A 25212-nucleotide genomic window follows, 5' to 3' on the forward strand; every position below is an offset into this window, starting at 1 on the left:
CGTAATGATATAAGAAAGACGGGACGGGTCTCTTACGGTGTAAAAAGAGAAAAACTATATATAAAAGGATATATAAGAACTACAGATCCGTAACGAATCCAAAAGCGCAGAGCGCAGGGCTGCGAACTGCGGCTTCAGGCGGAAAGGAGAATCTTTATGCATTGGAATCTTCATAAACCAGACGCAAATCCAAAAAGAAAGGCGAAAGCGGGCCAATCGAGCCGGCTTTCATTTTCGCGCTTTGTCCATCGAAGCGTTTCTCTTCTGATCTGCCTGATGCTTACGGCGACGATGACTGCCGGCTGTGCGAAAGAAAAAAAGCCGGTGCGCATCGGGATGACTGACAGCATTTCCACCCGTCTGGTCGGCTGGATGGTCGCGGCCATGGCGGAACACGAAGGCATCGAATGCATCATGGAAGAAGTGCCCGGAGGCATTTCCAACCTGCAGCCGCCATTAGAGAGCGACAAGCTGCAGATCGGCGTCGAGCTGGCGCAGTCGGCCTGGAAATCCGTGCTCAATGAGCGCGGCGTGTATACGATTCAGGATCTGAGCACGCTGGAACAGGCGTACGACAAGCGCGGTCTCGACTGGTTCGCCCTCGATCACGCCGACGATAAATACACGATCGCCATTTCCAAATCGCTGGCTAAAGAGAAAAACATCCAGACGCTCAGCAATCTGGCCAAATACAGCGACAGCCTCGTTCTTGGCGCGCCGACGCAGTATTTCCAGGATGCCGACGGCTATCCCTGGCTGAATGCGCAGTACGGCATTTCCTTCAAGACGGCCGTCAATCTGCCGACCGATCTGACCGCGGACGCTCTGCGAAAAGGCAAAGTCGACGCGATCCCGATTCATACCCTCGACGGTCTTTTGCGCAAGGATGAACTGTACGTTCTTGAAGACGATCTCAACAGCTGCCCGCAGTCGCAGCTTGGCGTGGTCATCACACAGTCCGCGCTCGAACAGTATCCAGAGCTTTCCGAAATCTGTCAGAAGCTCAGCCGCGAGCTGACCGGCGAAAAGCTGACCTTTTACGGCCGTCTGGCGGTGTATGGTCTGGCCAGTGAAGAAGAGGCGGCGCTGCAGTTTCTGAAAGCCAGAGATCTGATCGTTGAAGATCCCGCCGCAGTGGAAAGCGTTTCCTAATCTTCAATCCAGCCAGAGTAATTCAGAAATCCGTTTCAAAAAATTTTTTCTGACGCAAACTATTTCAGGAAAATGTCAAAAGGAACAGTAAGCATTTACGGACAAATCAGCAGGCGTTCGCGCCTGCTTTTTTACTGAGCCTTGGCAAGTACTAATTTTTTGTAATTGTGTGTAAAAACGGTACACTTTCCTGCGTGCAAAAATAAAAAAGGTTTGGTTCCGACACAGTGGTAACCCCTTACCCTTTTGTTCGGGCAATCGGTTGTTCGGTCATTACAGGCGAATTGAAAGATTTGCCTACCTATAATCAAAGTGTTGAACAAAGTTTGTGACGAATACGGTAAAAATATCGGATCAGGACTGTATTTGCTGCACACTTAAGGAGGACATTTCATGAAAAACTGGCAGAAATTTGCTGCTGCTGCGCTTGCAGGCTCCATGCTCCTGGCTGGATGCGGCGACGGCGGAGAAACTGCTGATGCTTCCAAAGCTTCTGGCGACGGATCCAAAGGTTCCGTGTATTATCTGAACTTCAAACCAGAAGCAGACAAAGCCTGGCAGGAACTCGCTAAGAAGTATACTGACGAAACGGGTGTAGACGTAAAAGTAGTTACTGCAGCCAGCGGCAACTACGAAACAACCTTGATGTCGGAAATGGGCAAGAGCGGCGCTCCAACGCTGTTCCAGGTCAATGGTCCAGTCGGCCTGAAAAACTGGGAAGACTATGCATACAACCTGTATGACACTCCAGTATTCGATCAGCTGACCAGCGACAGCTACGCTCTGTACATCGGCGACAAAGCAGACAACGATGTAGCTGCGATCGCCTATGCGATTGAATCCTACGGCATTATCGTCAACACTGAACTGCTCGAAAAGGCAGGCCACTCCGTTGACGAAATCACAAGCTTCGAAACTCTGAAAAACGTTGCAGACGATATCCAGTCCCGCAAGGACGAACTCGGATTCTCCGCCTTCTCCTCTGCAGGCATGGACGGATCTTCCGACTGGCGTTTCAAAACGCACCTGGCCAACATGCCGATCTACTTCGAATACAAAGATGACGGCGTAACGGACAAGGACGAACTGAAGGGCACTTATCTCGATAATTACCGCGATATCTTCGATCTGTACATCACAGATTCCACAACCGAAGGAAAAGACCTCGCTTCCAAGACGATGGACGATTCCGAACGTGAATTTCTGAACGGCGAAGCCGTATTCTTCCAGAACGGTTCCTGGGAATACACAAACCTGATTGACGGCGGCATGACTGACGATCAGCTGACGATGATCCCAATTTATATCGGTGCCGGCGACGAAGCCAACCAGGGCCTGTCCACAGGTACGGAAAACTACTGGGTAGTCAACAAGGAAGCTTCCGCTGACGATATCCAGGCTACGCTCGACTTCATGAACTGGCTGGTTACTACTGACGAAGGAACCACATTCATGGCGGACGATCTTGGCCTGACCATCCCGTTCAAGGATGCAAAACCAAGCCCGAACATCTTCGTTCAGGAAGACATTAAGCTGACGGAAGAAGGCAAGACACCAGTATCCTGGAACTTCACAACCATGCCTTCCGAAGAATGGAAGAACACTCTGGGTTCTGCTCTGACCGCTTACGCAGCAGATCCAACCGATGCCAACTGGGAGAAGGTAAAAGAAGCCTTCACTGTTGACTGGAAAAACGAAAAAGAACTTGCCAAATAGCCGCTGATCCGGATTGGCGATTCAGCAGTGCCTGAAGACCTCTTGCACAGGCTTCAGGAAAATCCAGGTGCCTGCTGATCCGGGCACCTGAGCAGCGCAGCCGGAAAACCTGTTTTTACCGTCTGCGCTGTTTTTGCTTTCTGTTCACCCTGTTCAAAAAGAGCAGCGTGCTTCAGAAAATAAAATTATTGAAATACCCGCTTCTCTCTGGCCTGTTTCGCTCGAAACGGGACGCAGAAGAAGCTGTGCATAAAACAAAATCAACAAAATTAAAAAGAAACGCTTTGCTTTTCTGTCGGATCCATCCGCTCCCTGAACGCTTCTCATTCTCATTCCGCTTAGCCGGGATAAGGAGAAGGCAGGGAAGGATGGTTTCCGTACAGGAAACGAATTCTGTCCTTTTATGGCAAGCGTTTGAAACGTTTACATAGAGGACTTGCAGTAAAGAATAGGAGCAGCTTATGGAAAAAGCGTTAAAGAAATACGGCTGGATCTTCGTGCTGCCTACCCTGATCGCATTTACGATTGGATTTATCGTCCCCTTCTTTGAAGGTCTCTATCTTTCCTTCTGTAAATTCACGACCGTAGGCAATGCGAAATTCATCGGTTTTGGCAACTACGTCAGCGCCCTGACGGACGCCCAGTTCCTTCGCTCTGCCGGATTTACCATCGCCGTGACGGTGGTCAACATCCTCGCCATCAACATTCTCGCCTTCGCTCTGGCTATGGCACTGACCCAGAAGCTTAAAGGTACGAACTTCTTCCGTACCGTCTTCTTCATGCCAAACCTGATCGGCGGTATCGTTCTTGGCTACATCTGGCAGATTCTGATCAACGGTGTCCTCTCCATCGCGGTTCAGCCTTTGCTGAAACTGAACGGCACAGCCGGCTACTGGGGCATCATCATCCTGATGTGCTGGCAGCAGATCGGCTACATGATGATCATTTACATCGCCGGACTGCAGAACGTCCCCGATGACCTCGTCGAAGCCGCCAGGATTGACGGCGCGACCGACTGGCAGATTCTCTGGAAAGTCAAAATTCCGATGATGATGCCGTCCATTACGATCTGTGTCTTCCTGACACTGACCAACTCGCTGAAACTGTTCGACCAGAACCTGGCTCTGACCAACGGCGATCCAAACCATTTAACCGAAATGCTCGCGCTGAACATTTACCGCACCTTCTACGGCCGTTCCGGCCCGCAGTGGAAAGGTATCGGCCAGGCTAAGTCGGTTATCTTCTCGATTGCTGTTATTCTGATCGGCTTCTGGCAGCTGAAAGCCACAAGAAGCAAGGAGGTACAGGCATGAGTGACGCAAAACGTAAAAGTTCCGCAAAAGAGGTCTGCCTCTTTATTCTCATGGTCGTACTGGCCGTTCTGTGGATTTACCCGGTTTTCATGATTCTCGTCAACTCTCTGAAAGTGGAGAGTGCCATTACGACAAGCAGCGTCTTTGACCTGCCGAACGCCGCGCAGTTTGCGGGCTTCGCCAACTATTCCGAAGCAATCAATTCGCAGGGATTCCTCGTTTCGCTTGGCTATTCCACGCTGATTACCATCACCTCGGTTCTCGCAATTATTATCTGCTGTTCGATGTGTGCCTGGTATATCACCCGCGTTCATACCAAGTTCAACAACTTCCTGTACTACCTGTTCGTATTCTCGATGGTTGTACCGTTTCAGATGGTTATGTTCACCCTTTCGCAGACGGCGGACATGCTCAAACTGAACAACCCGTTCAACATCTGGGTCATCTATCTTGGCTTTGGTGCCGGTCTGGCGGTCTTCATGTTCGCCGGCTTCGTAAAATCCATTCCGGTGGAAATTGAAGAAGCGGCCATGATCGACGGCTGTACCCCGCTCCAGACGTTCTTCAAAGTCGTTATGCCGATTCTGAAACCGACGATGGTTTCCGTTACGATTCTGCAGGCGATGTGGATCTGGAACGACTACCTTCTGCCGACTCTGGTTCTGGATATCACGAAATACAAAACCATCCCGATGCTGATTCAGTACTTCCGCGGAAGCTACGGAAAAGTATCGATGGGTCCGATGATGGCCTCCATCATCATGACGATCATCCCGATTATCATCGTTTACATTCTTGGTCAGAAACACATCATCAAGGGTGTAGCCGCCGGTGCCGTCAAAGGCTAAAGCGACCGTCAAAGATCTCGCCCGTCTTTCCGGCTGGTCTTTAGGCACAGTCTCCCGGGTGCTCAACCGCGCTCCGGGCGTCAGTGAAAAGGCCGTCGCGGATGTAGAAAGAGCGATTGCCGTCAGCGGCTTTGTTCGCAATGACCGGGCTTCGGCCCTGCGCCGCAAGGAAAAATCCGGCGTTCTCATTCTGGTGCACAGCCAGCCGTTCCCGTATTATCAGACGCTCGCTGAGCGTGTGAAAAGCCGGCTGGAAGGCCATAAGGAAATGGAACGCAAGCCCCTGACTCTGATGGAGCTTTCCGCACAGGCAGGGGAAGATGAAATTCTTACGCGCATCGAGCAGACCAGCTGCGAATTGGTCATTGTGATCGGTGCCTCTCGACAGATGCTGATGCATATTCATGGCCGGATTAAAATTCCGGCCATTTATTTCAGCGGGGATCTTTCCTCTCTGGACGCCAGCAGAACCGCCTGCTTCTTTTTGCCGATTACCGAAATCGCCCAGCAGTGCACGGAGCTTCTTTTCGAAAACGGATGCCGCAGGATCGGCATTTTGTACGCCGACCGCGAAAATTCGATCGAAAGCGCGGATTTCATTCTCGGTGTGCAGTACGCCTTCTATTCACGGAATCAGGTCTTTTCCCTGCAAAAGCAGGGCGTCTGCTGCACGTGTTCGAAAAATGCGGGCTATGCCGGCCTGAAAGAACTCGTCTGGCAGATGCCGGATCTGGACGGCCTGCTCGTTTTTGAAGAAAACATGGCGCTTGGCGCGCTTCGCGCCGCGCAGGATCTTGGCTATGTTCCAGGAGAAAAGCTGAAGGTGATCACCCTGGCGCAGAGCGATCTTTGCGACTATGCCTGTCCAAGGCTTAGCGCGGCAAGACGGGATCTGGAGACGGAGGCGGGACAGCTTTCAAAAACGGCATTGAAAATGTTAGGATTTTTCCGGACCGACAGAGACTGCCATATTCCCGTCTCCTGGAGCATGTCCTTTGCGCCAAGCTGTCCAAAGCCGGGCGCAGACGGGATCCCGGTTTTTCCAAATGAAGATTCTGTTCCTCCGGAAAACGCTCAAAAAGACGAATCGAAGACAGACCAGTCTGAGAATGACGAATCTCAGAAAGATCAATCGGAAAAAGAAGAATACGCGGGATCGTGACGAAACGCTTTTGGAAAGGCTCCAGGAAAAGCTTCAGACCTATTGATACAATCCCAGAAATCCCCCTCTGAACGGGGATGGGACAGTCTTTGAAACGGAATGGAATAGAGCTTATACAAGCTTTAGAAAGAGTGAACTATGCGAAAAAATGGAATCCTTCTTCACATTTCCAGTCTTCCTTCTCCTTATGGAATCGGAACGCTGGGCAAAGAAGCCTATGACTTCGTCGATTTCCTGAAACGCAGCGGACAGTCCGTCTGGCAGGTACTCCCCCTGTGCCCGACCGGCTACGGCGATTCTCCCTACGCTTCCTACTCGACGTTTGCGGGCAACCCCTATTTCATCGATCTGGATCTGCTCGCTAAAGACGGCCTGCTCAATGAAGAAGACTACAAATATATCGACTGGGGCGAAAAAGCCGATCAGGTCGATTTTGGAAAGATGTACAACAACCGTTATCCGGTTCTGGCCAAAGCGGTCAATCGCTTCCTGGAAAATCCGGATGCCGAGTATGAGACGTTCTGCAAGAAGAACGCCCACTGGCTCGATGACTACGCGCTGTTCATGGCGTTAAAAGATGCCAACGAAGGCAAGGCGTGGCTCGACTGGGACGAAGAACATCGTCTTTACGATGCGAAAAAGACTGCGAAATGGGCGCAGGAAAACAAGGATCGCATGGACTACTACAAAGTCATGCAGTATCTGTTTTTCAAGCAGTGGGACGCGCTGCGCGCCTATGCGAACGAAAACGGGGTAGAAATTCTCGGCGACCTGCCGATTTATGTCGCGCTCGATTCCGTAGACGCCTGGAGCCATCCGGAACTGTTCCTGCTCGACAAGGACGGCCGTCCAAGCGCCGTTGCCGGCTGCCCGCCTGACGGATTTTCCGCGGACGGCCAGCTCTGGGGCAACCCGCTCTACGACTGGGACTACCATAAGAAAACCGGCTACGACTGGTGGATTCGCCGGATCGATCATCTGACCAAAGTCTTTGATATTCTGCGCATCGACCACTTCCGCGGCTTTGATTCGTTCTATGCCATTCCTTACGGCGCCAAAACTGCCAAGAAAGGCGAATGGCTCAAAGGGCCGGGCATCGATCTGTTCAAGGTCATGGAAAAGAAAATCGGCAAGCGCAACATCGTTGCCGAAGACCTGGGCTTCCTTACAGACTCCGTTAAGGAAATGCTGGCAGAATCCGGTTTCCCGGGCATGAAGATTCTCGAGTTCGCGTTTGATTCCCGCGACGACTCCGGATCGGAATACCTGCCGTACAATTATCCGAAAAACTCCATTGCCTATGCGGGAACGCACGACAATGAAACGATCCAGGGCTGGTTCCATTCGATTTCGCCGGAAGACAAAAAGTACGCCTGTGATTTCATGGATGCCTACAACCCGGATGAATACAACTGGGAAATGATGCGCACCGTCATCGCTTCGCCAAGCGATACCTCCATTCTGCAGGCGCAGGATCTGCTCAACCTTGACTCTTCCGCGCGCATGAACACCCCGGGCAAGCCTTCCGGCAACTGGACCTGGCGTCTGACACCGGGCTGGCTGACTGACGATATCGAAGGCGCCCTGACCTGGCTGACCAAACTGTACGGCCGTGCGCCAAAGCCGAAAAAAGAAGAAGCCGAAACAACGGAAAGCAGCGAAACCTCTGCTGAAGCCGAACAGGCCTTCGCTTAAACCGATCGAAATTCTGTCCATAGCCGAAAAAAAGGATGAAAAATTCTTGGAAAATTCATCTGGAAGGAACGGTAAAAAAGGCAGGAAATTACGGACAGACCGTTTGCGCTGGCTTATCGAAAAAGCGGGATTGGTCAAGAAATAAGCTTTATCGCATTTGATTTTTATCCAAAAAAGATAACTTCCGGACAGCTCCTGCGGGCTTTCGTCCGGAAGTTTTTTAATTTTCAGAAAATTTTCAGCGGTTCGCAGGCACTGTTGTGTTGTCTGAATTTCAAGAACATGAAAGAATAGGATAGATTGAATATGTTCAGCCCAAGAAGGGCATGGAGAAAAGAATGAACGATACAGTTTCGATGATTCTCGGCCTGCTGACTGGCGTAGCTCTCTTTCTGTTTGGAATGAGTTCCATGTCGGACGGCCTGAAGAAGGTTGCCGGTAACAAAATGGAAATGATCCTCTACCGGCTGACGAACTCCCCCCTGAAAGGTTTTCTGCTCGGAACAGCAGTAACCTGCGTGATTCAGTCTTCATCCGCTGCGACCGTGATGGTCATTGGCTTTGTCAATTCCGGAATGATGAAGGTCACACAGGCGATCGGCGTAATCCTTGGCGCCAACATTGGCACCAGTATTACCGGATGGATCGTCTGCATGTCCTTTCTCGACGGAGCCGGATGGGCTTCCTACTTTTCCTCGACAACAATTACCGCCGTCATGGCGATTGCAGGCATGCTCCTGCAGATGTTTTCCAAAAAAGACACGACGAAATCTTTCGGCAACATTCTGCTCGGCTTTGCGGTTCTCATGACCGGCATGAGCATGATGTCCGGTGCGGTTGCGCCTTTGAAAACCGACCCGACGTTCATCAATGCGATGGCCACGCTCAATAACCCCATGATCGCCCTGCTGTTCGGTATCCTGGCTGCTGCGGTTCTGCAGTCGTCCTCGGCTGCCGTCGGCGTTGTGCAGTCGTTAAGCGTTACCGGCGCGCTGACGTTCCAGTCGACGTTCCCGCTCGTAATGGGCATCGGCATCGGCGCGTCCTGTCCTGTACTTCTGGCTGCCGTAGGCGCCAACAAGGACGGTGTCCGAACCTCGCTGGTTTATCTATTGACCGCGGTGCTTTCGACGCTGCTCGCCTCCGTTGTGTACTATCCGCTTGAAGCGGCCGGCATTCTGAACATGGCTTCAGATGTCATGAACCCGTTCTCGATCGCGGCGACGAATACGATTTTCCGCGCGCTGACGATGACGGCGATGCTGCCGTTTGTAAAGCAGATTAAGAAGCTCGTCTTCCTGATCGTGCCGGCAGATCCTGCGGACGAAGAAGATCTCGGCGACTTCGACAAACTGGAAGGCCGTCTTCTCGCCAACCCGGATCTCGCGTACCAGGCCGCCATGGATGTCATGGAAGGCATGGGCCGCAAGGCACGCAAAAACGTGCTGCGTGCAGTAACGCTGATCAATGACTATACGCCCGAGGGCTACCGCAAGGTTTCCGACCTCGAGCAGACACTGAATAAATACGAAGAAAAACTCGGCAAGTATCTTGTTAAACTGACGGCTACCGGCGTTACGTATCGCGAATCGCAGAACATTTCGAAGTCGCTGCAGGCCATTGCGGACTTTGAAGCGATCGGCGACTACGCCCTGTCCATTGCGGACATCACCAAGAGCATGAAGGAAAAGAAACAGAAATTTTCCATGCCCGCGCTCGATGAACTGAACGTCATCGCAGCGGCTGCAGAAGAAGCGGTAACGATTACGGTGGACAACTTCATGTCCAGCAACGTGGATGAGATCAAGCGCGTCTTCGCCCTTTCTCAGCTCGTTTCGCTTTCCGCTTCGCAGATTAAAAAACGCCACATCAGCCGACTGAAAGCCGGCACCTGCTCGATGGAAGCAGGCTTCCTGCAGGCGGACATTATTTCGGATTTCCAGCGCATCGTAGACCATTGCGCGGCGATCGCTCTGGACGTGGTCAAGGAAGCGGAAAAGGACTTCTCGGTACACCGTTACCTGCGTGCCTACACCACCGAAATGCGTCCGGATTATCAGGAAATGCTTCGTCAGTACGAAACAAAGTACTCGATCTAGTTCGCAAAATCGGCGGTACGTTTTGCAAAGTTCCTGTCTTTCTCTGCAGGCAGGATTGCATTTCCAATTCGCTTGAACCGCTCCTATGGCATTTGTTTTCCAAATTTAGAAAAAGCAGAACGCCCGATCTTTCCCTTATTCTGGAACCGATCGGGCGTTCTTTGTTTTGAGATACGGCAGATCGATGAACGCCTACGGATGCCGATGGATGTGGTGGCAAAGCTGTCTGTTCGCAGGACAGGCGGAATATGCGAGCAATGAGCCGGCTGTATACGGCTGTATGAGCAGAACGTTCAAACTGTCCGCATACAAACCGTCCTGCGCGCTAAGCTGACCTTTGCGTGATGCAAATCCAGAACCTTAAGCTTCATACAGACAAAAAATAAAAGGCCTCTGTTCGCGCAGGAATCGCGCCCTGACAGAGGCCTGTCGTGCAATGGGAAAAGGATCGGGCAGCCGCTTATTTTTGCTTCTTGCTGCGGCGTGCGTTTCGCCATTCTTCTTTCTGCTTGAGGATTTCCTGTTCCTGACGACGGGAAATCATGTACTTTTCCTTTTTGCCGGAAAGTTCATACTGCTTGCCGTAGGCGGGAAGTTCCTTGATGGAAGAATAGGGGATTTCTTCGGTTTTGTAGAAGATGCCCTGGCGATAGAAAACCATACGTCCGGCGTTCCAGCGGGAAACCGCCTTGCCGGCACAGAAAATGGCGATGCCGATAAAGCAGAGCGTTTCGGGCGCGAACTGCGTCGAGCCGGCCAGGGTGGACGCCTGCGTAGCGAAGGAGAGGGAAACGAAGGCCAGAATGATGTCGATCCAGATCCAGCCCTGATCGAATGTGGCCAGAACGGAACCTTCGTGAAGCTTTCGAAACTGCTTCTGTGCTGTCATCGAATCCCGAAGCGACACGACATTTTTGTAAAGGAAATAGACGGCCAGAATGCACAGGGCGAAGCCGAGAAACCAGATTGCGTAAAAGGCCATATGTACAGCTCCTTTCAGAACGCTTGACAACTATTTTACCATTTTCCCTGCTGCTAAATAAACTGTCTGTTCGCGAATAAACTGAAAACGCTTTGAAAAAGGAAGTATCTCTTTTTGATTCGTCTAAAATGCTTTTCAACGGTCGGGTTTGTATCATACAGGCAGGAGGTAATTCAAGACCTATGGACATTGATTTGAACCAAACTCTCGAGAATATTGCAGAGTTCTATTATGGAAAACGTCTGAAAGACTGCACAGACCGCGAACTTTACTACATTCTCCTGGATCTGACAAAAGATCTTTTAAAAGGCGTTGAAGAAATCAAGGGCGATCGCCGTCTTTATTACATTTCAGCAGAGTTCCTCATTGGGAAGCTTCTTTCCAATAACCTTCTTAACCTGGGCCTGTATGCCGAGGTACGGGACATCCTGAAAAAGAATGGAAAATCTCTTGCAGCAGTAGAAGAATACGAACCAGAACCTTCGCTGGGCAACGGCGGTCTCGGCCGTCTGGCTGCGTGCTTCCTGGATTCTATCGCAACCCTCGAACTGCCAGGCGACGGTGTCGGCCTGAATTATCATCTGGGCCTGTTCCACCAGGCTTTTGAAGACTACAAGCAGAAAGAATATCCGGATCCATGGCTGAGCGACAATTCCTGGCTTACGGATACGGGCAAGTACTTCCCGGTACAGTTCGGCGATTTCAGCGTAGATGCGCATCTGTATTCCATTGATGTGTGCGGCTACACGAAAAAGAAAAACCCCCTTATGCTGTTTGATCTCGACACGGTAGACGAAAGCATCGTACAAAGCGGCATCGGCTTTGATAAAGACGATATCCGCAAAAACCTGACACTGTTCCTTTACCCGGATGACAGCGACGACGCAGGCCGTCTGCTTCGCGTTTACCAGCAGTATTTCCTCGTCAGCGCCGGTGCGCAGATGATTATCGAGGACATGAAGGCTGCCGGCTATCCTTTACAGGAAATCTCCAGGCATGCCGTCATTCAGATCAACGACACCCATCCTTCCATGGTTATCCCGGAACTGATCCGTCTGCTCATGGAAAACGGTCTGACGCTCGATGAAGCCATCGAACAGACCAAACAGACCTGCGCCTACACCAACCACACCATTCTGGCGGAAGCGCTGGAAAAATGGCCGATGGGATTCCTCGAACAGGTAGCGCCGCAGCTGCTGCCGATTATCGAAGAACTTGACAAGCGCGCCAAAGAACGTTCGGACAACCCGAAAACTGCGATTATCGACGAAAACGGCGTCGTTCACATGGCAAACATGGATATCCATTTCTCCAAGTCGACCAACGGCGTAGCCAAAATCCACACAGACATTCTGAAAGATACCGAACTTCATGATTTTTATGAACTCTATCCGGAAAAGTTCAACAACAAGACAAACGGCATCACCTTCCGCCGCTGGCTCCAGGCGTGCAACCCGCAGCTGACCGACTGGATTATTTCCAAGATCGGAACCGGCTTTTTGAAAAACGCCGATGAGCTGGCGAAACTTCTCCCGTTTGTGAAACAGCCCCAAGCGCTGAAGCAGCTGGCTGCGATCAAGCAGGAAAAGAAGGAAGAGCTCGCGGTATTCCTCAAAAACCGTCAGGGCATCGAACTCGATACCCATTCCATCTTTGATATTCAGGTAAAGCGTCTCCATGAATACAAGCGCCAGCAGATGAACCTGCTTTCGGCCATTCACCTGTATCAGGAGATCAGGAACGGCTACAAGCCGGAACAGAAAGTCACCATTATTTTCGGTGCCAAGGCCGCCCCGGCTTACATTCTGGCCAAGGATATTATTCATGCCATTCTCGTCTTCTCGCAGATTGTCGACAGCGATCCGGAAGTTTCGAAATATATGCAGGTTGTCATGGTGGAAAACTATGATGTCACCTGTGCCGAAAAACTGATTCCGGCTGCGGATATTTCCGAACAGATTTCGCTGGCTTCCAAGGAAGCGTCCGGTACCAGCAATATGAAATTCATGCTGAACGGCGCGGTAACCCTCGGAACCGATGACGGCGCCAACGTCGAAATTCACGACCTCGTCGGCGACGACAACATCTTCATTTTCGGAACAAAGAGTGAAGACGTCATCGAAAGCTACGCAAAAGGGGACTACCATCCGCAGGCCGTGCTCGAAGCAGAACCTGAGGTCAACGACATTGTGAACTTCCTGGTCGGCGAAGAAATGATGGCTCTGGGCGATCCGGAATGCCTGCATCGTCTGCACCATGACATGACGACTAAGGACTGGTTCATGGCTCTGCGCGATCTGGAAGCCTACATGGCTGAGCGCAAGAAAGCGTATGCGGCTTACGCCGACAAGGATAAATGGTATGCCATGGCCCTCACCAACATCGCAATGGCCGGCTACTTCTCCAGCGACCGCACCATCGAACAGTACAACAAGGATATCTGGAAACTGAAATAAGATATCCCCATCCGGCAATAGAAATCCGAAACAGAAATACGCAGTGCGCAGGGCCGTCGGCTTCTGCGCATTGTTCGTTTTGCCCGTAAACCTTACGATTCTGCTTCAAATTGCAAAAACAGGATTTTTTTACACCCGTAGATCCGGGAAGAGGAAAAATATAGAATCAGCCAGCGACCCGCTTCGCGTCGGGCGTACGCAAAAATGACCGGGGAGTTTCTTTGCGTACCAATCCGGCTGCACGGTTCCTGGACAAAGTTGTCCGCTTTTTATGAAGCGCTCTTTCAGGGCGCGCAGGACTTGTTTTACCCCCACTCAGGATTCACCCGAGCATCCGCAAAGGGATCCGAAAACAATTTACGTATTCGAAATACCATCCAAAAATAAAAAGGAGAATGAACGGGCAGATATGAACCGACCTAGAATCAAAATTCCTTCTTTGATTCCCGTAGAAATCGAAGAGGAACCCAGAGAAACCGATTCTGTTTTTGCGCCTGAAACCGCCCTCGAAACAGAATCTGCAGCCCCTGCACAGGCTTCTCTCATCACGACCAATTCCCCGCAAAACGATCATTCGCCCGCTAACCTGGAAGCGGGACAGGAAAAGGCTCTGTCCAGTACGGAGTCCCTTTCTCATGCCGAATTAACGGCCGCTATCCCTGAAGATCTGCAGCCGGCATCCGCCGATGCAGACGCGCCCAAAGCGCCGGAAAAGAGCGCGCAGAGCGTGCAGCCTGCCAGTGCGCCACAAGCAGCTAAATCCGAATCTGTCAGCACGGCACAATCGAAAGAATCGAGCGCACCGGCAATGAAAGCCGCAGAAACAAAGCCTTCTTTCCAGCCTGCAGCCCCTGCGCCAAAACAGCCGCTGAAACCGGAACAGGTTCTCGAAAAACTGGTGATCGATCCGATCGTCATGAAGCTCAATCCGCTTGACGATCCAACCGAGATTCCGCCGGCCATTTATGATCTGGCGGTCCAGATTACCGACAACTGGGATCTTCTCGAACCTGTGTTCGATGCGCTTCGCACATCCCTTATCAGCAAGGATTATTCCTTTTCCGTCACTGCAAGAAACGGTGTGGAACGAAAGAAACTGGTGTCCATGCTTTCCGGCATGGCGGGGCTGATGGCCGGCGTAGCCGAAACCGGCAAAAATGGCGTATCCGTTTCCGGACGCCTGATCCCAACACAGCGAGGCATAAAATTTGTGAGCGGAAGTTTCCTTGAAATGGCGTGCTACCAGAAAGTCAGAAAAATCGTGGAACGTCTGGCAGCGCAGGAAAAAGTCAGCTGGGGCGTGTATCCCAACGTCGTTGTAACCGACAAGCAGAATGGACTTGCGGTCAATGAATTCGACATGGTCATTGTCTTCGACGAAGACCTTTACGTTGTTGAGGTGAAGAGCGGCCATCAGTTCTCGGATTATGACAAGTACATGGCCGTCATTAAGAACTACTCTCTGGAAGACCATTTCCTGCTGATCGGAAACAGCCTGACGAAAAACCAGGCGGAGTATGTCCGCTACTTCTGCGGCTATGCGGTCTGCACTTTGCAGCCCAATTTCCTTTACGACACGCTCGCCACGCTTTTCAAAAGCGGTCTGAAAGCCTCCCGGGAAGCGGCAGCACGTGAAGAAGAAGCCAGACAAGCGCGCCAGGCAGAGTTTGAAGCCCAGCGCAAGGCGGCTATCGAGAAATCCAAAGCCGAAAGTGCCATGCGTAAAGCCAAAGCGCAGGAAGCCGCCCGTCTCGAACGGGAACGTCTGGGAAAAGAACGCCAGGAAGCCCAGCGCCGCGAGAAGGAACGTCTCGAACGAGAACGCCAGAAAGCGGAATGCCGTGAGAAAGAGCGCCTGGAAAAGGAACGCCTTGCCTTAGAGCGCATGGAAGAAGATCGTCTGGAAAAAGAGCGTGCCAAAAAGGCGGAAGAAGAAGCCAAAGCGAACAAATCCGCAGCCAAACGGGACGACGCTTCCCAGACCCCTGCCAGTCAGACGGCCAGATCGGCCTCTGAGGCAAGCCAGAACGCGGAAGCAGCCAAACCTGCAGCAGAATCCGCCAAACCTGCAGCAGAATCCGCAGACGTGTTGAATCTCACTGTCGCCAAACCGGCACAAACCGCGACTGCCAAATCCGTTTTAAAAACGGCGGAAAAAGAGCCGAAAGCGGAGCCGGTAAAGACACCCAAACCAGCAGAAACGCCAGAAGCTCCTGAAGTCCCAGTAAACCCAGAAACTGGAGCCGAAGAAAAAGCTGAACGGCCGGAACCCGCAAACAGTGAAAAAGCGGAAGAAACCGTCGAAACTGCTGAGCCATCCAATGCGGAGAATTCCAGCGAACCTGTTATGGAAGCTGAACCCGAAGGCAGCAATACGGCAGAAGAACCGATCAGTCCGACAGAGCTGTCCGCTGAAAAAGAATCTGAATCAGCGGAAACACCAGTCGAAACCTCGACGGATCTCGCTGGAGCGATCGAAAACACTGAACAGGTTCAGGAAGAAATGCCTGCCGCACCGGCCAAAGCACAGACGACGACCGAAACGCAGACAGAAACTCTGACTGTTGAAACGGGAGTGTCGAGTTCTGAAGCAGCGGAAACGCCAGAACCGGAAGCGGAAGAAAAAGCAGAAACGGAAGAAGACTCTGCGGAAGCTTCCAGGGAAGAATCCGTTTCGACGGTTCCATCCAAAGAAGAAGTCAAAATGATTGCTGACGCTTCCAACGAAGAACGTCCAGCCGCACCTGCCGTATCCAGTGCAGAACCGGCTGAATCTCTCGAAAACCCGGCAAAAGCCGAATCTGCTTCAGAAGACGAACAGACAGTACACCCTTCTGAAGCGTCTGAAACCGCGAAAACGGCAGAAGCATCGGAAGAAGCTGCTGAACCGGCGGTCGTTTCTGAAGAGACGTCCGCAAAGAGCGAAGACAATACGTCCAAGGCTGCGGATGAAAAAGCGGAAGGTCACCATGTCCTGACCGTTCGTCCGAATCATCTGCCGGCACCGGTGATTGCCTTTACGCTTACCGAAACCGAAACTGAGGTTTCTGCCCAGGCGGAAGCCGAAGAAGAAAAATTCGTACAGGACGTACTGAGCAATCCGTCCGAAGAGACGAAGCAGCTGCTCGAAGAGGTCGAAAAAGCCGAAAAAGCGCTCGAGTCCGAGGCAAAACCGGCACCAGCCAAACGCCGTCGCACGACAAAAGCCGAAGGCGAAAAGAAAGCCGCTCCAGCGCGCAGGGGACGCAAGCCTAAAGCCGAAAGCACCCAGACTGCAGAAACCGCCGAAACGGAAAAAGCAGCACCGAAACGCCGCCGCACGACGCGCAAAACGAAAGATGCAGCCGCCGAAACGGCGACAAAACCGGCAGCAGAAACCGCAGCGAGCCAAGAAGCCCAGGCTGCGGAAGCAAAGCCAAAGCGCAGAAGAAAAACCGCAGCCGCCAAGGAAGGAACCACGACAGCTGCTGCGGAAAACACTGCTGCATCCGAAAATTCCTCCAGCGGGGAAAAACCGAAACGCAAACGGAGAACCCCCGCAAAGAAAACCGCAGAATCCAGCGAAACGCCGGCCGCTCCAGCTGAAAACAGCGAGGAGAAGCCAAAGCGCAGACCCGGTCGAAAGAAAAAGACCGCAGAGGAATCTGCAGAGCAGGAAGGAGGAAATAGCTAGTGGCGGAGACAACGGTAAATAAAGACAAATCGACGGTGAATAACCCGAAAAAATACGCTAGAAACAATACAGAATTTATTGCGGCTGACAAAATCACGTCCACGACCTTCTTCACCACGGGAGATGAGACGCTCGAGCGTCTCCATCCTGAGGGAAGCCGTACGCGTACGACGCTCGAAGCCGCGAAAGATGTTATGCAGGAAGTGGACTATGTCCTGGTCGAGGAGATCGCCCGCTCCTGCTACCTTACCCCTTTGCAGTGCGCGGAGCTGGTCAGCCTCAGGCTGGCCAACTACTCCCGCAAGGCGATCTTCAATCACCTGACCAAACTCAGCAAGTACCATGTGCTGCAGGAAAAGGCGATTCTTCGCAAGGGAGGAACCAAACTGACCTGCTTCTCGCTCGATCTGTTTGGATCGCAGATTGCCAAGCAGTCCGTCCATATGCACGGCGGGAATGTCTATCTTTCCTATTCCAGACGCCGTGAACTCAACAAGCCGGAAAAGCCGCTGGACATTTTCCGTATCCTCGTCGGCAACCAGATTCTGGTGGGGATGCTCAAAAGCGGCGTCAGCATGAAGCGCTTCGGTGTTCAGGAAGTGTTCGCTTCCGTCAATCCGCAGGACGTAAAAAACGGTGCCATCATGCGTACGCCGGTCAATTTAACCCTCAATGACGGAAGCCGGCTGTTCTTTGAAGTCGTCCGCAATACGGACGAATCGCTCGAACAGCTCTGTGAAAAGGTGAGTCGTTATTATTCGATTCTCGACAGCCAGTGGACGATGCTGGAAAGCCGCAATATGACGGATAAGACCAATATCTATGCCTGCTTGCCGCAGCTGGTAATCTGCACAGAAAGTCCGGCGGATGCCGAACAGGTGTATCAGGCGTTAAAAGAACGCAGTCTGATTCGCAAGGAAGATACGCTTCTGTTTACCGAAGACATTCTCCATCTGAAAAATTCGCTGATTTCCCTGTACGAATTCAAAGAAGACGGCAGCCGTCAATGGTATCGTCTGCCGGGCATGAAACTCTACAAATAAAGCCCGATCAAAACCGAAAAAGAAAAGGACAGAATGTTCTTCTGTCCCATAAAAAATCGAGGAATAGAAAGCCGGCTTAAACGCCCGGCAATCGATCTCGTCTGGTTTTTCCTTTCCGATTTCTGTTTCATTCGCGCGCTCATCCATAAGATAGTGGACGAGCGCGTTTTTTCTTCTGTATCGCTTCTGTATCGTTTAATACAATCTCGCTGGGAAAACCCTCCTGCCCTCAGACGCAAAGAAAGGATCAGGGTTCAGCTTCTGTGCGCAGATGTTTCGCCGGTTCTGGAAAAATGGTATTTCAATACAATAATTCCGTGGAAAAATTGTACCAGAATACAATTTTTCCAGAATCATGCATTTTTTTGCACAACAGGGTTCGAAATGGGGAATCTGCTATTCGAAAACAGAGAAAAAGCGGCAGAACACAGAGTGCTCTGCCGCAGGAATAACGATGGAAAGGAATGACCCGAAAGCTTCGGGACTGTCCATTTGGCGAAAACGCGATTAAGCGCTGCGCTCTTCGATTACGATGCCGGTATCCGGGTCAACTTCAACCAGGATATTGCGTCCAGTGTCCTTGTCGAAGAGGTGGATCCGGTCGGTGTTTACAGCGAGTTCAACGACATCGCCGGCTTTGGTCTTGGAAGAAGGATCCACTGCCGCGATGATCTGGGTTCCGTTGCAGTCTACGTAGAGGTTGCTGTCAGCGCCGAGCATTTCATAGACTTCCACTTTGCCTTTCGCCTTGGCTTCCGGGTGGCTTGCTACTTCTTCCGGATCGTCGGAAAGATCTTCCGGACGGATACCGAGGGTAACGGTGTCGCCGTCCTTGTAGCCTTTTTCGCGAACGCGGGCTGCGAATTTTTCTGGAATCAGGATATTGTCGTCGCCGATCGTGAGGTACGTCTTGCCGTCTTTTTCATTGATGACAACGTCCATGAAGTTCATCTGCGGAGAACCGATGAAGCCGGCAACGAACTTGTTGATCGGATAGTCGTACAGGTGGGCCGGGGTATCGATCTGCTGCACTTCACCGTCGCTCATGACAACGATACGATCGCCCAGGGTCATGGCTTCGGTCTGGTCGTGGGTTACGTAAATAATGGTAGCGCCCAGTTTTTCATGCAGTTTGGAAATTTCTACACGCATCTGGCCGCGCAGCTTGGCATCCAGGTTGGACAGCGGTTCATCCATCAGCAGAACCTTTGGATGACGGACAATGGCACGTCCCATGGCAACACGCTGTCTCTGACCGCCGGAAAGCGCTTTTGGCTTACGGTCGAGCAGGCTGTCCAGACCGAGCGTACGGCTGGTCTGTGCGACACGCTTGTCGATTTCTTCTTTTGGCAGTTTGGCAATCTTCAGCGGGAATTCCATGTTTTCGCGAACCGTTAAGAACGGATACAGGGCGTAGGACTGGAAAACCATCGCGATCTTGCGGTCTTTTGGATCGAGATCGTTTACGCGGTTGCCGTCGATGATCAGATCGCCGCCGGAAATTTCTTCCAGACCGGCAATCATGCGCAGCGTGGTGGATTTTCCGCAGCCCGAAGGACCTACGAAAATAACAAACTCGCCGTCTTTAACATCCAGGTTGAAGTCCTTAACGGCTTCAAAACCGTTTGGATACACTTTCTTAATATGTTTGAGATTGAGCTCTGACATAGCTTCTCCTTTATATACGGCTGGGAAAGTATCGCCGGCCTCACGCCCGCAAAATGCTTTCTAAGAAATCTCAAAATATAAATGGGGATCTCATCTGGGTCAAGGCAGATACCCATCCAGCTCTGACATTTTCAGAATAGGGGCTCAAAAGACGATGAACAAATCAGATGACTTGAAACGTTTCATTCCCTTCACGGCCAAGTTCAGCCGGAAAGGTCTTGAAAGTTCAGCTGGAGAAGATAGAAAATATATTTGTAAACTTTGCAAATCATATTGCAATTGCAACAGGATTTAGTAAATTATGATTAAGTTTAGTAAAACTTTACTGGCCATCCAAGAGGCCATAGAAAGAGGAAAAAATGGCTGATCAATCCATTCTGAAGCTCGTGGAATACGGCGTTCAGACCGGTCTGCTCCCGGAAAGCGAGCGGACGTATGCTGCCAACCTGCTTCTCGACCTGATGCACCAGGATGCATTGGATCAAACGGCTTACACCCCCGACGGATCCGAAATTTCTCTGCCGGAAGTCCTGAATAATCTACTGGACACTGCTGCAGAGCGTTCCATCATCGAAGACTCGATTACTTATCGGGATCTGTTCGATGCCAAACTGATGAACGCTCTTCTGCCGCGCCCTGCCCAGATTCAGGAAACGTTCGAAAAACTGTATGAAGAAAGCCCGAAAGCTGCAACGGACTACTTCTACAAACTTTCTCAGGATTCCAACTATATTCGCCGCGATCGTATTGCCCGCGACGAGCGCTGGAGTGCCGATTCGCCGTATGGAGAAATCGAACTTTCGATCAACCTCTCCAAACCGGAAAAAGATCCGAAAGCGATCGCTGCTGCTAAATCCGCTCCGCAGTCGGCGTATCCAAAATGCCAGCTGTGCATGGAAAACGAAGGCTACGCCGGTCGTGTCAATCATCCAGGCCGTACAAACCACCGCATCATTCCTATCACCGTCAACAATTCCCGCTGGGGCTTCCAGTACTCCCCTTACGTGTACTACAACGAACACTGCATCGTCTTTAACGGCGAACATACGCCAATGGCGATCAACCACGACACGTTCGTAAAACTGTTCGACTTCATCGATCTGTTCCCCCATTACTTCCTGGGCAGCAACGCCGACCTGCCGATCGTAGGCGGAAGCATCCTGTCCCACGACCACTTCCAGGGCGGAAACCACGAATTCCCAATGGCAAAAGCCGAAATCGAAGAAGAAGTGACGATTCCAGGATTTGAAGATCTCAAAGCCGGCATCGTGAAATGGCCAATGGCGGTTATCCGTCTGCGCGGAACTGACCGCACGCGCGTTATCACCGCAGCCGATCACATTCTCGATACCTGGAGAGGCTACTCCGATGAATCTGCCGGAATCCTGGCGAACGCCAACGGCGAACCGCACAACACCATTACGCCGATTGCCCGCAAACGTGACGGCGAATACGAACTCGACCTCGTTCTGCGCTGCAACATCACCAGCGAAGAACATCCGATGGGTGTCTTCCATCCGCATGCCCAGTGGCATCACATTAAAAAGGAAAACATCGGTCTGATCGAAGTTATGGGTCTGGCTGTCCTGCCGGCTCGTCTGAAAAAGGAAATGTCCGATCTGAAGAAAGCCATGCTCAACGGCGAAGATCTGCGTGCCGATCCGGAACTCGAAAAGCACGCCGACTGGGCCGAAGAAATCATGAAGAAATACGATACGATCAATGCAGAAAATATCGATCAGATCATTCATGACGAAATCGGCATCGTCTTCACGCACGTTCTTGAAGACGCCGGCGTCTACAAAACCGATGCCGAAGGCCGCAAGGCGTTCCGCCGCTTCATCGACGCGCTTTAATACAAAATCATTCTCAATTCTTCCCGGTTTGCAGGCGCATTATTCTGGAAAGAAAAGACAGAATCATCTGAAATAAAAGCGGCTTAAATCTCTAGCACTCAAAGACGTTTTCCCGCCGGCATCCGCCGGTGCGGATAAACCGCAATGGATGTCCTGCTTTATATACAGCGGGATCCCAGTGAGGATCAGAAAGAAGGTAATCTGAAATGAAAATCTTAGTAACGGGCGGTGCCGGCTACATTGGAAGCCACACCTGCGTAGAACTGCTCAACAACGGCTACGATGTTGTCGTTCTTGACAACCTGTACAACTCCAGCGAAAAAGCGCTCGACCGCGTAGAAGAAATCGCCGGCAAAAAAGTGAAATTCTACAAAGGCGACGTTCTGAACATGGACGATCTGAACCGCGTATTCGACAATGAACAGATCGATGCCGTCATCCACTTCGCCGGTCTGAAAGCCGTAGGCGAAAGTGTTCGCAAGCCAATCGAGTACTACAACAACAACATCGCCGGAACCATCAACCTGCTGGAAGCCATGAGAAACCACAATGTGAAAAACATCATCTTCTCCTCTTCCGCTACCGTTTACGGCGACCCGGCCGAAATGCCAATTACCGAAAAATGCCCGAAAGGCACCTGCACCAACCCGTACGGCTGGTCCAAATGGATGCTCGAGCAGATTCTGATGGACGTTCATACCGCAGATCCGGAATGGAACGTTATGCTTCTGCGTTACTTCAACCCGATCGGCGCGCATGAATCCGGCCGCATTGGCGAAGACCCGAAGGGCATCCCAAACAACCTGCTCCCATATGTAGCACAGGTTGCCGTTGGTAAACTCAAGGAAGTCGGCGTATTCGGCAATGACTACCCAACACCAGACGGAACCGGTGTTCGCGACTACATCCACGTCGTTGACCTGGCGAAAGGCCACGTTGCGGCACTCGATCAGATCAAGCATGGCGCCGGCCTGAAAATCTACAACCTCGGAACCGGACATGGAAGCTCCGTACTCGACGTTATCCACGCCTTCGAAAAAGCCTGTGGTCATGAAATTCCATATTCCATCAAACCGCGTCGTGAAGGCGACATCGCTGCATGCTACGCAAAATGCGATCTGGCCAAAGAAGAACTCGGCTGGACAGCGCAGTACGACCTCGATGACATGTGCGAAAGCTCCTGGAAATGGCAGTCCAACAACCCGGACGGCTACAACACACCAGAAAAGTAAGCCGATAATCCCCGCGTTCTAAATGAAAAATCGCCCATAAGGCTACGCGAAGAAAAATCCAGAACGGCTGGATCGCCAGCCAGTACTCAATAAAATTAAAGCAGCAGGCAAATTTCCTGTAAGACCAGGTCTGAACAGACCGGTCAGACAAAGGAGAAGAAGCCTGCTGCTTTTTTAATGTCTTGAGTTAGTAAGCAGAAAGGAAAGCGGGAAAAAGGAGCGGAATCTGCATAGGCAAATCCATAAAGATGCGTGCGGCCTTCACGCAAGACGAGTCACCGGTTTTGGGCAAGGACAGTCACATTTCAGCATTTTTCTAAAAACGTGAGAATACGGTTCGAAAAATCGAAAAACACGTGAGAATACCGAGCGTAAAACTCAAAAAAACGTAAAAAGGTGTCGATCTGTTTGCTGGAAATACTAGGGTGAAGGCTGGCATGCGGTTATCAGATTTTCCTGTGAGGACGAAGACCGAGGATTCCTTTTGTCAGAAAATGGCCTTGAATAAGGGTGCCGGAAAATCGTGCGGAGTCCAGTTTTGCTAGAACAGCAAAGTTGAATTTGACTAGATTCATCTGAAAAAAGTGCAGAAACAGCCTCAAACGGCTGTTAAATTTAAAAACGAACCGAAAGAAATTGTGCACATAACTTGAATACGGGGCCAAAACAGCCCTTGTATAGCTTTCAATCTGTTAAATTATTCGTGTAACTCCTAAATCCAGTTGACCCGAACGGGCTGGCAGCTTTTGCAAAGTATGAACTGCTGACCATTTTTCCGAATGAGAGGTCTTTTGCGCGATTTGGGAAAGCAGAAAGGAACGCTATGACATCAAAGCTGAAAATTGCAGTTGCGGGTACAGGATATGTCGGTCTTTCGCTTGCTGTGCTTCTGAGTCAGAAGCATCAGGTAACAGCTGTTGATATTATTCCGGAGAAAGTGGAAATGATTCAAAAACGGATTTCTCCGATCCAGGATTATGAAATCGAATCATTCCTCGCGACGAAAGATCTTGACCTGACAGCAACTACAGATTCTGCATCGGCGTATCAGAATGCAGATCTCGTTCTGGTGGCTACGCCGACCAATTATGATTCCGAACGGAATTATTTTGATACGTCAGCCGTTGAATCCGTTATTGAAGAAATTCGAACGGTAAATCCAGAAGCGTTTATCGTAATCAAGTCGACGATCCCTGTGGGATTTACCAAGTCGATCAATGAAAAATATAAAACGGATCATATTCTGTTCAGCCCGGAATTTTTACGGGAAGGACATGCGCTTTACGATAATCTGTTTCCAAGCCGGATTATTGTCGGAGCAGATTTAGAAGATCCGATTCAAGTCGAAGCCGCCCATCGGTTTGGCGACCTTCTTAAGGATGCGTCCCAGAAAAAGGATGTTCAGGTCCTGTACATGGGATCAACGGAAGCAGAGGCGGTAAAGCTTTTTGCCAATACCTACCTGGCTCTTCGCGTATCGTTCTTCAATGAACTGGATACGTATGCGGAGATGAAAGGTCTGTCGACCCGAGACATTATCGATGGAGTCTGTCTGGATCCGAGAATCGGCTCCCAGTACAACAACCCGTCTTTCGGCTATGGCGGCTATTGTCTGCCGAAAGATACCAAACAGCTGCTCGCAAATTATGAACACGTACCACAGAACATGATTGGAGCGATTGTAGAAGCCAATCGAACTAGAAAAGACTTTGTAGCCGATCGTGTGCTGAAAATGGCAGGCTATGAGGAAGATACAGTCGATCGCTATTCGAAAAAGAAAAAACACCCGGTTACAATCGGTGTTTATCGTCTGACGATGAAAGCGCACAGTGATAATTTCCGTCACAGTTCGATTCAGGGAGTTATGAAGCGTCTTCGTGCTAAGGGTGCGAACATTGTGATTTATGAACCGGCTCTTGAAGACGGAGCGACCTTCTTTGGCTCTCTCGTAGTGAATGATCTGGATGAGTTTAAACGAATCAGCAATGTGATCATCGCAAATCGAAACGGCAAAGAACTGTCCGATGTGCAGGATAAAATCTACACCCGCGATATTTTCCATAAAGACTGATGGTACGGACACAGTATGGTTTTGTCTGGCTGTGTCAGGCTCTTGAAAAACAGAAGCCAAATTACAGAACGAATTGCAGCGTTTCCATAATGGCGTTAAAAAAGGTGAAGTGTCTTAACACCAGGACTTTCCCGCTATGGGAAGAAGCTGGTGAAAACGCTTCACCCTTTTTTCTTTCCTGCTTAATGTACAGTCATTTTTGAAAAAGTCTGTACTTATATCGGCAAAATAAGAGGTAAATGGCAT

General features: G+C 50.9%; 15 protein-coding genes. 13 read left to right on the plus strand and 2 right to left on the minus strand.

The window, feature by feature from the left end; genetic code table 11:
• The first annotated feature begins 156 nt into the window (after positions 1-156).
• The 7 genes from Afil_RS00235 to Afil_RS00265 all read left to right on the plus strand — a co-directional run bounded on the left by Afil_RS00235 (position 157) and on the right by Afil_RS00265 (position 9985).
• Complete coding sequence (locus Afil_RS00235; protein ID WP_230266516.1) at positions 157-1152, plus strand: glycine betaine ABC transporter substrate-binding protein; 996 nt, start codon at positions 157-159, stop codon at positions 1150-1152.
• A 393-nt stretch (positions 1153-1545) separates the two neighbouring features.
• Positions 1546-2868 (plus strand): ABC transporter substrate-binding protein, encoded by a 1323-nt coding sequence (locus Afil_RS00240; protein WP_230266517.1) that lies wholly within the window; start codon positions 1546-1548, stop codon positions 2866-2868.
• A 461-nt stretch (positions 2869-3329) separates the two neighbouring features.
• Positions 3330-4181, plus strand: a complete 852-nt coding sequence (locus Afil_RS00245; RefSeq protein ID WP_230266518.1) for a carbohydrate ABC transporter permease — start codon at positions 3330-3332, stop codon at positions 4179-4181.
• Complete coding sequence (locus Afil_RS00250; RefSeq protein ID WP_230266519.1) at positions 4178-5029, plus strand: carbohydrate ABC transporter permease; 852 nt, start codon at positions 4178-4180, stop codon at positions 5027-5029. Before Afil_RS00245 ends, Afil_RS00250 begins: the two co-directional genes overlap by 4 nt.
• Positions 5013-6191, plus strand: coding sequence for a substrate-binding domain-containing protein (locus Afil_RS00255; protein ID WP_230266520.1), 1179 nt, complete (start codon positions 5013-5015; stop codon positions 6189-6191). The genes Afil_RS00250 and Afil_RS00255 overlap by 17 nt, the downstream gene beginning before the upstream one ends.
• A gap of 138 nt (positions 6192-6329) precedes the next feature.
• On the plus strand, positions 6330-7886 hold the full coding sequence (gene malQ / locus Afil_RS00260) for a 4-alpha-glucanotransferase (protein ID WP_230266521.1): 1557 nt from the start codon (positions 6330-6332) through the stop codon (positions 7884-7886).
• Positions 7887-8224: 338 nt separating this feature from the next.
• On the plus strand, positions 8225-9985 hold the full coding sequence (locus Afil_RS00265) for a Na/Pi cotransporter family protein (RefSeq protein WP_230266522.1): 1761 nt from the start codon (positions 8225-8227) through the stop codon (positions 9983-9985).
• Positions 9986-10445: 460 nt separating this feature from the next.
• Here Afil_RS00265 and Afil_RS00270 read toward each other — a convergent pair whose 3' ends face one another.
• The gene (locus tag Afil_RS00270; RefSeq protein WP_230266523.1) at positions 10446-10967 is read right to left on the minus strand and encodes a hypothetical protein; all 522 of its coding nucleotides are present in this window, start codon (positions 10965-10967) and stop codon (positions 10446-10448) included.
• Between the two features lie 182 nt (positions 10968-11149).
• Between Afil_RS00270 and Afil_RS00275 the strand changes: the two genes are divergently transcribed.
• The 3 genes from Afil_RS00275 (at position 11150) to Afil_RS00285 (ending at position 18139) form a co-directional block, all read left to right on the plus strand.
• Positions 11150-13423 carry a glycogen/starch/alpha-glucan phosphorylase gene (locus Afil_RS00275; protein WP_230266524.1) on the plus strand — a complete coding sequence of 758 codons (2274 nt, stop codon included), beginning with the start codon at positions 11150-11152 and terminating at the stop codon, positions 13421-13423.
• A gap of 409 nt (positions 13424-13832) precedes the next feature.
• On the plus strand, positions 13833-17096 hold the full coding sequence (locus Afil_RS00280; protein WP_230266525.1) for a hypothetical protein: 3264 nt from the start codon (positions 13833-13835) through the stop codon (positions 17094-17096).
• Positions 17096-18139 (plus strand): hypothetical protein, encoded by a 1044-nt coding sequence (locus Afil_RS00285; RefSeq protein ID WP_230266526.1) that lies wholly within the window; start codon positions 17096-17098, stop codon positions 18137-18139. Before Afil_RS00280 ends, Afil_RS00285 begins: the two co-directional genes overlap by 1 nt.
• Positions 18140-18646: 507 nt before the next feature.
• On the opposite strand, the gene Afil_RS00290 is transcribed toward Afil_RS00285, so the two are convergent.
• A complete protein-coding gene (locus Afil_RS00290; RefSeq protein WP_230266527.1) occupies positions 18647-19807 on the minus strand; it encodes an ABC transporter ATP-binding protein in 1161 nt (386 codons plus the stop codon).
• A 359-nt stretch (positions 19808-20166) separates the two neighbouring features.
• Between Afil_RS00290 and galT the strand changes: the two genes are divergently transcribed.
• The 3 genes from galT to Afil_RS00305 all read left to right on the plus strand — a co-directional run bounded on the left by galT (position 20167) and on the right by Afil_RS00305 (position 24966).
• The gene (gene galT / locus Afil_RS00295) at positions 20167-21663 is read left to right on the plus strand and encodes a UDP-glucose--hexose-1-phosphate uridylyltransferase (protein WP_230266528.1); all 1497 of its coding nucleotides are present in this window, start codon (positions 20167-20169) and stop codon (positions 21661-21663) included.
• 206 nt (positions 21664-21869) lie between these two features.
• Positions 21870-22895 (plus strand): UDP-glucose 4-epimerase GalE, encoded by a 1026-nt coding sequence (galE, locus tag Afil_RS00300; RefSeq protein WP_230266529.1) that lies wholly within the window; start codon positions 21870-21872, stop codon positions 22893-22895.
• Between the two features lie 835 nt (positions 22896-23730).
• Entirely contained in the window at positions 23731-24966 is a 1236-nt protein-coding gene (locus tag Afil_RS00305) for a nucleotide sugar dehydrogenase (RefSeq protein ID WP_230266618.1), read from the plus strand.
• Positions 24967-25212: the final 246 nt, after the last annotated feature.

The sequence above is a fragment of the Allobaculum fili genome, assembly GCF_020969955.1.
GTDB lineage: Bacteria > Bacillota_I > Bacilli_A > Erysipelotrichales > Erysipelotrichaceae > Allobaculum > Allobaculum fili.

Excerpts from the sequence above, each read along its gene's own strand:
- Afil_RS00235 (WP_230266516.1), top strand. The coding sequence starts at position 157 with ATGCATTGGAATCTTCATAAACCAGACGCAAATCCAAAAAGAAAGGCG.
- Afil_RS00240 (WP_230266517.1), top strand. The coding sequence starts at position 1,546 with ATGAAAAACTGGCAGAAATTTGCTGCTGCTGCGCTTGCAGGCTCCATG.
- Afil_RS00245 (WP_230266518.1), top strand. The coding sequence starts at position 3,330 with ATGGAAAAAGCGTTAAAGAAATACGGCTGGATCTTCGTGCTGCCTACC.
- Afil_RS00250 (WP_230266519.1), top strand. The coding sequence starts at position 4,178 with ATGAGTGACGCAAAACGTAAAAGTTCCGCAAAAGAGGTCTGCCTCTTT.
- malQ (WP_230266521.1), top strand. The coding sequence starts at position 6,330 with ATGCGAAAAAATGGAATCCTTCTTCACATTTCCAGTCTTCCTTCTCCT.
- Afil_RS00265 (WP_230266522.1), top strand. The coding sequence starts at position 8,225 with ATGAACGATACAGTTTCGATGATTCTCGGCCTGCTGACTGGCGTAGCT.
- Afil_RS00270 (WP_230266523.1), bottom strand. The coding sequence starts at position 10,967 with ATGGCCTTTTACGCAATCTGGTTTCTCGGCTTCGCCCTGTGCATTCTG.
- Afil_RS00275 (WP_230266524.1), top strand. The coding sequence starts at position 11,150 with ATGGACATTGATTTGAACCAAACTCTCGAGAATATTGCAGAGTTCTAT.
- Afil_RS00280 (WP_230266525.1), top strand. The coding sequence starts at position 13,833 with ATGAACCGACCTAGAATCAAAATTCCTTCTTTGATTCCCGTAGAAATC.
- Afil_RS00290 (WP_230266527.1), bottom strand. The coding sequence starts at position 19,807 with ATGTCAGAGCTCAATCTCAAACATATTAAGAAAGTGTATCCAAACGGT.
- galT (WP_230266528.1), top strand. The coding sequence starts at position 20,167 with ATGGCTGATCAATCCATTCTGAAGCTCGTGGAATACGGCGTTCAGACC.
- galE (WP_230266529.1), top strand. The coding sequence starts at position 21,870 with ATGAAAATCTTAGTAACGGGCGGTGCCGGCTACATTGGAAGCCACACC.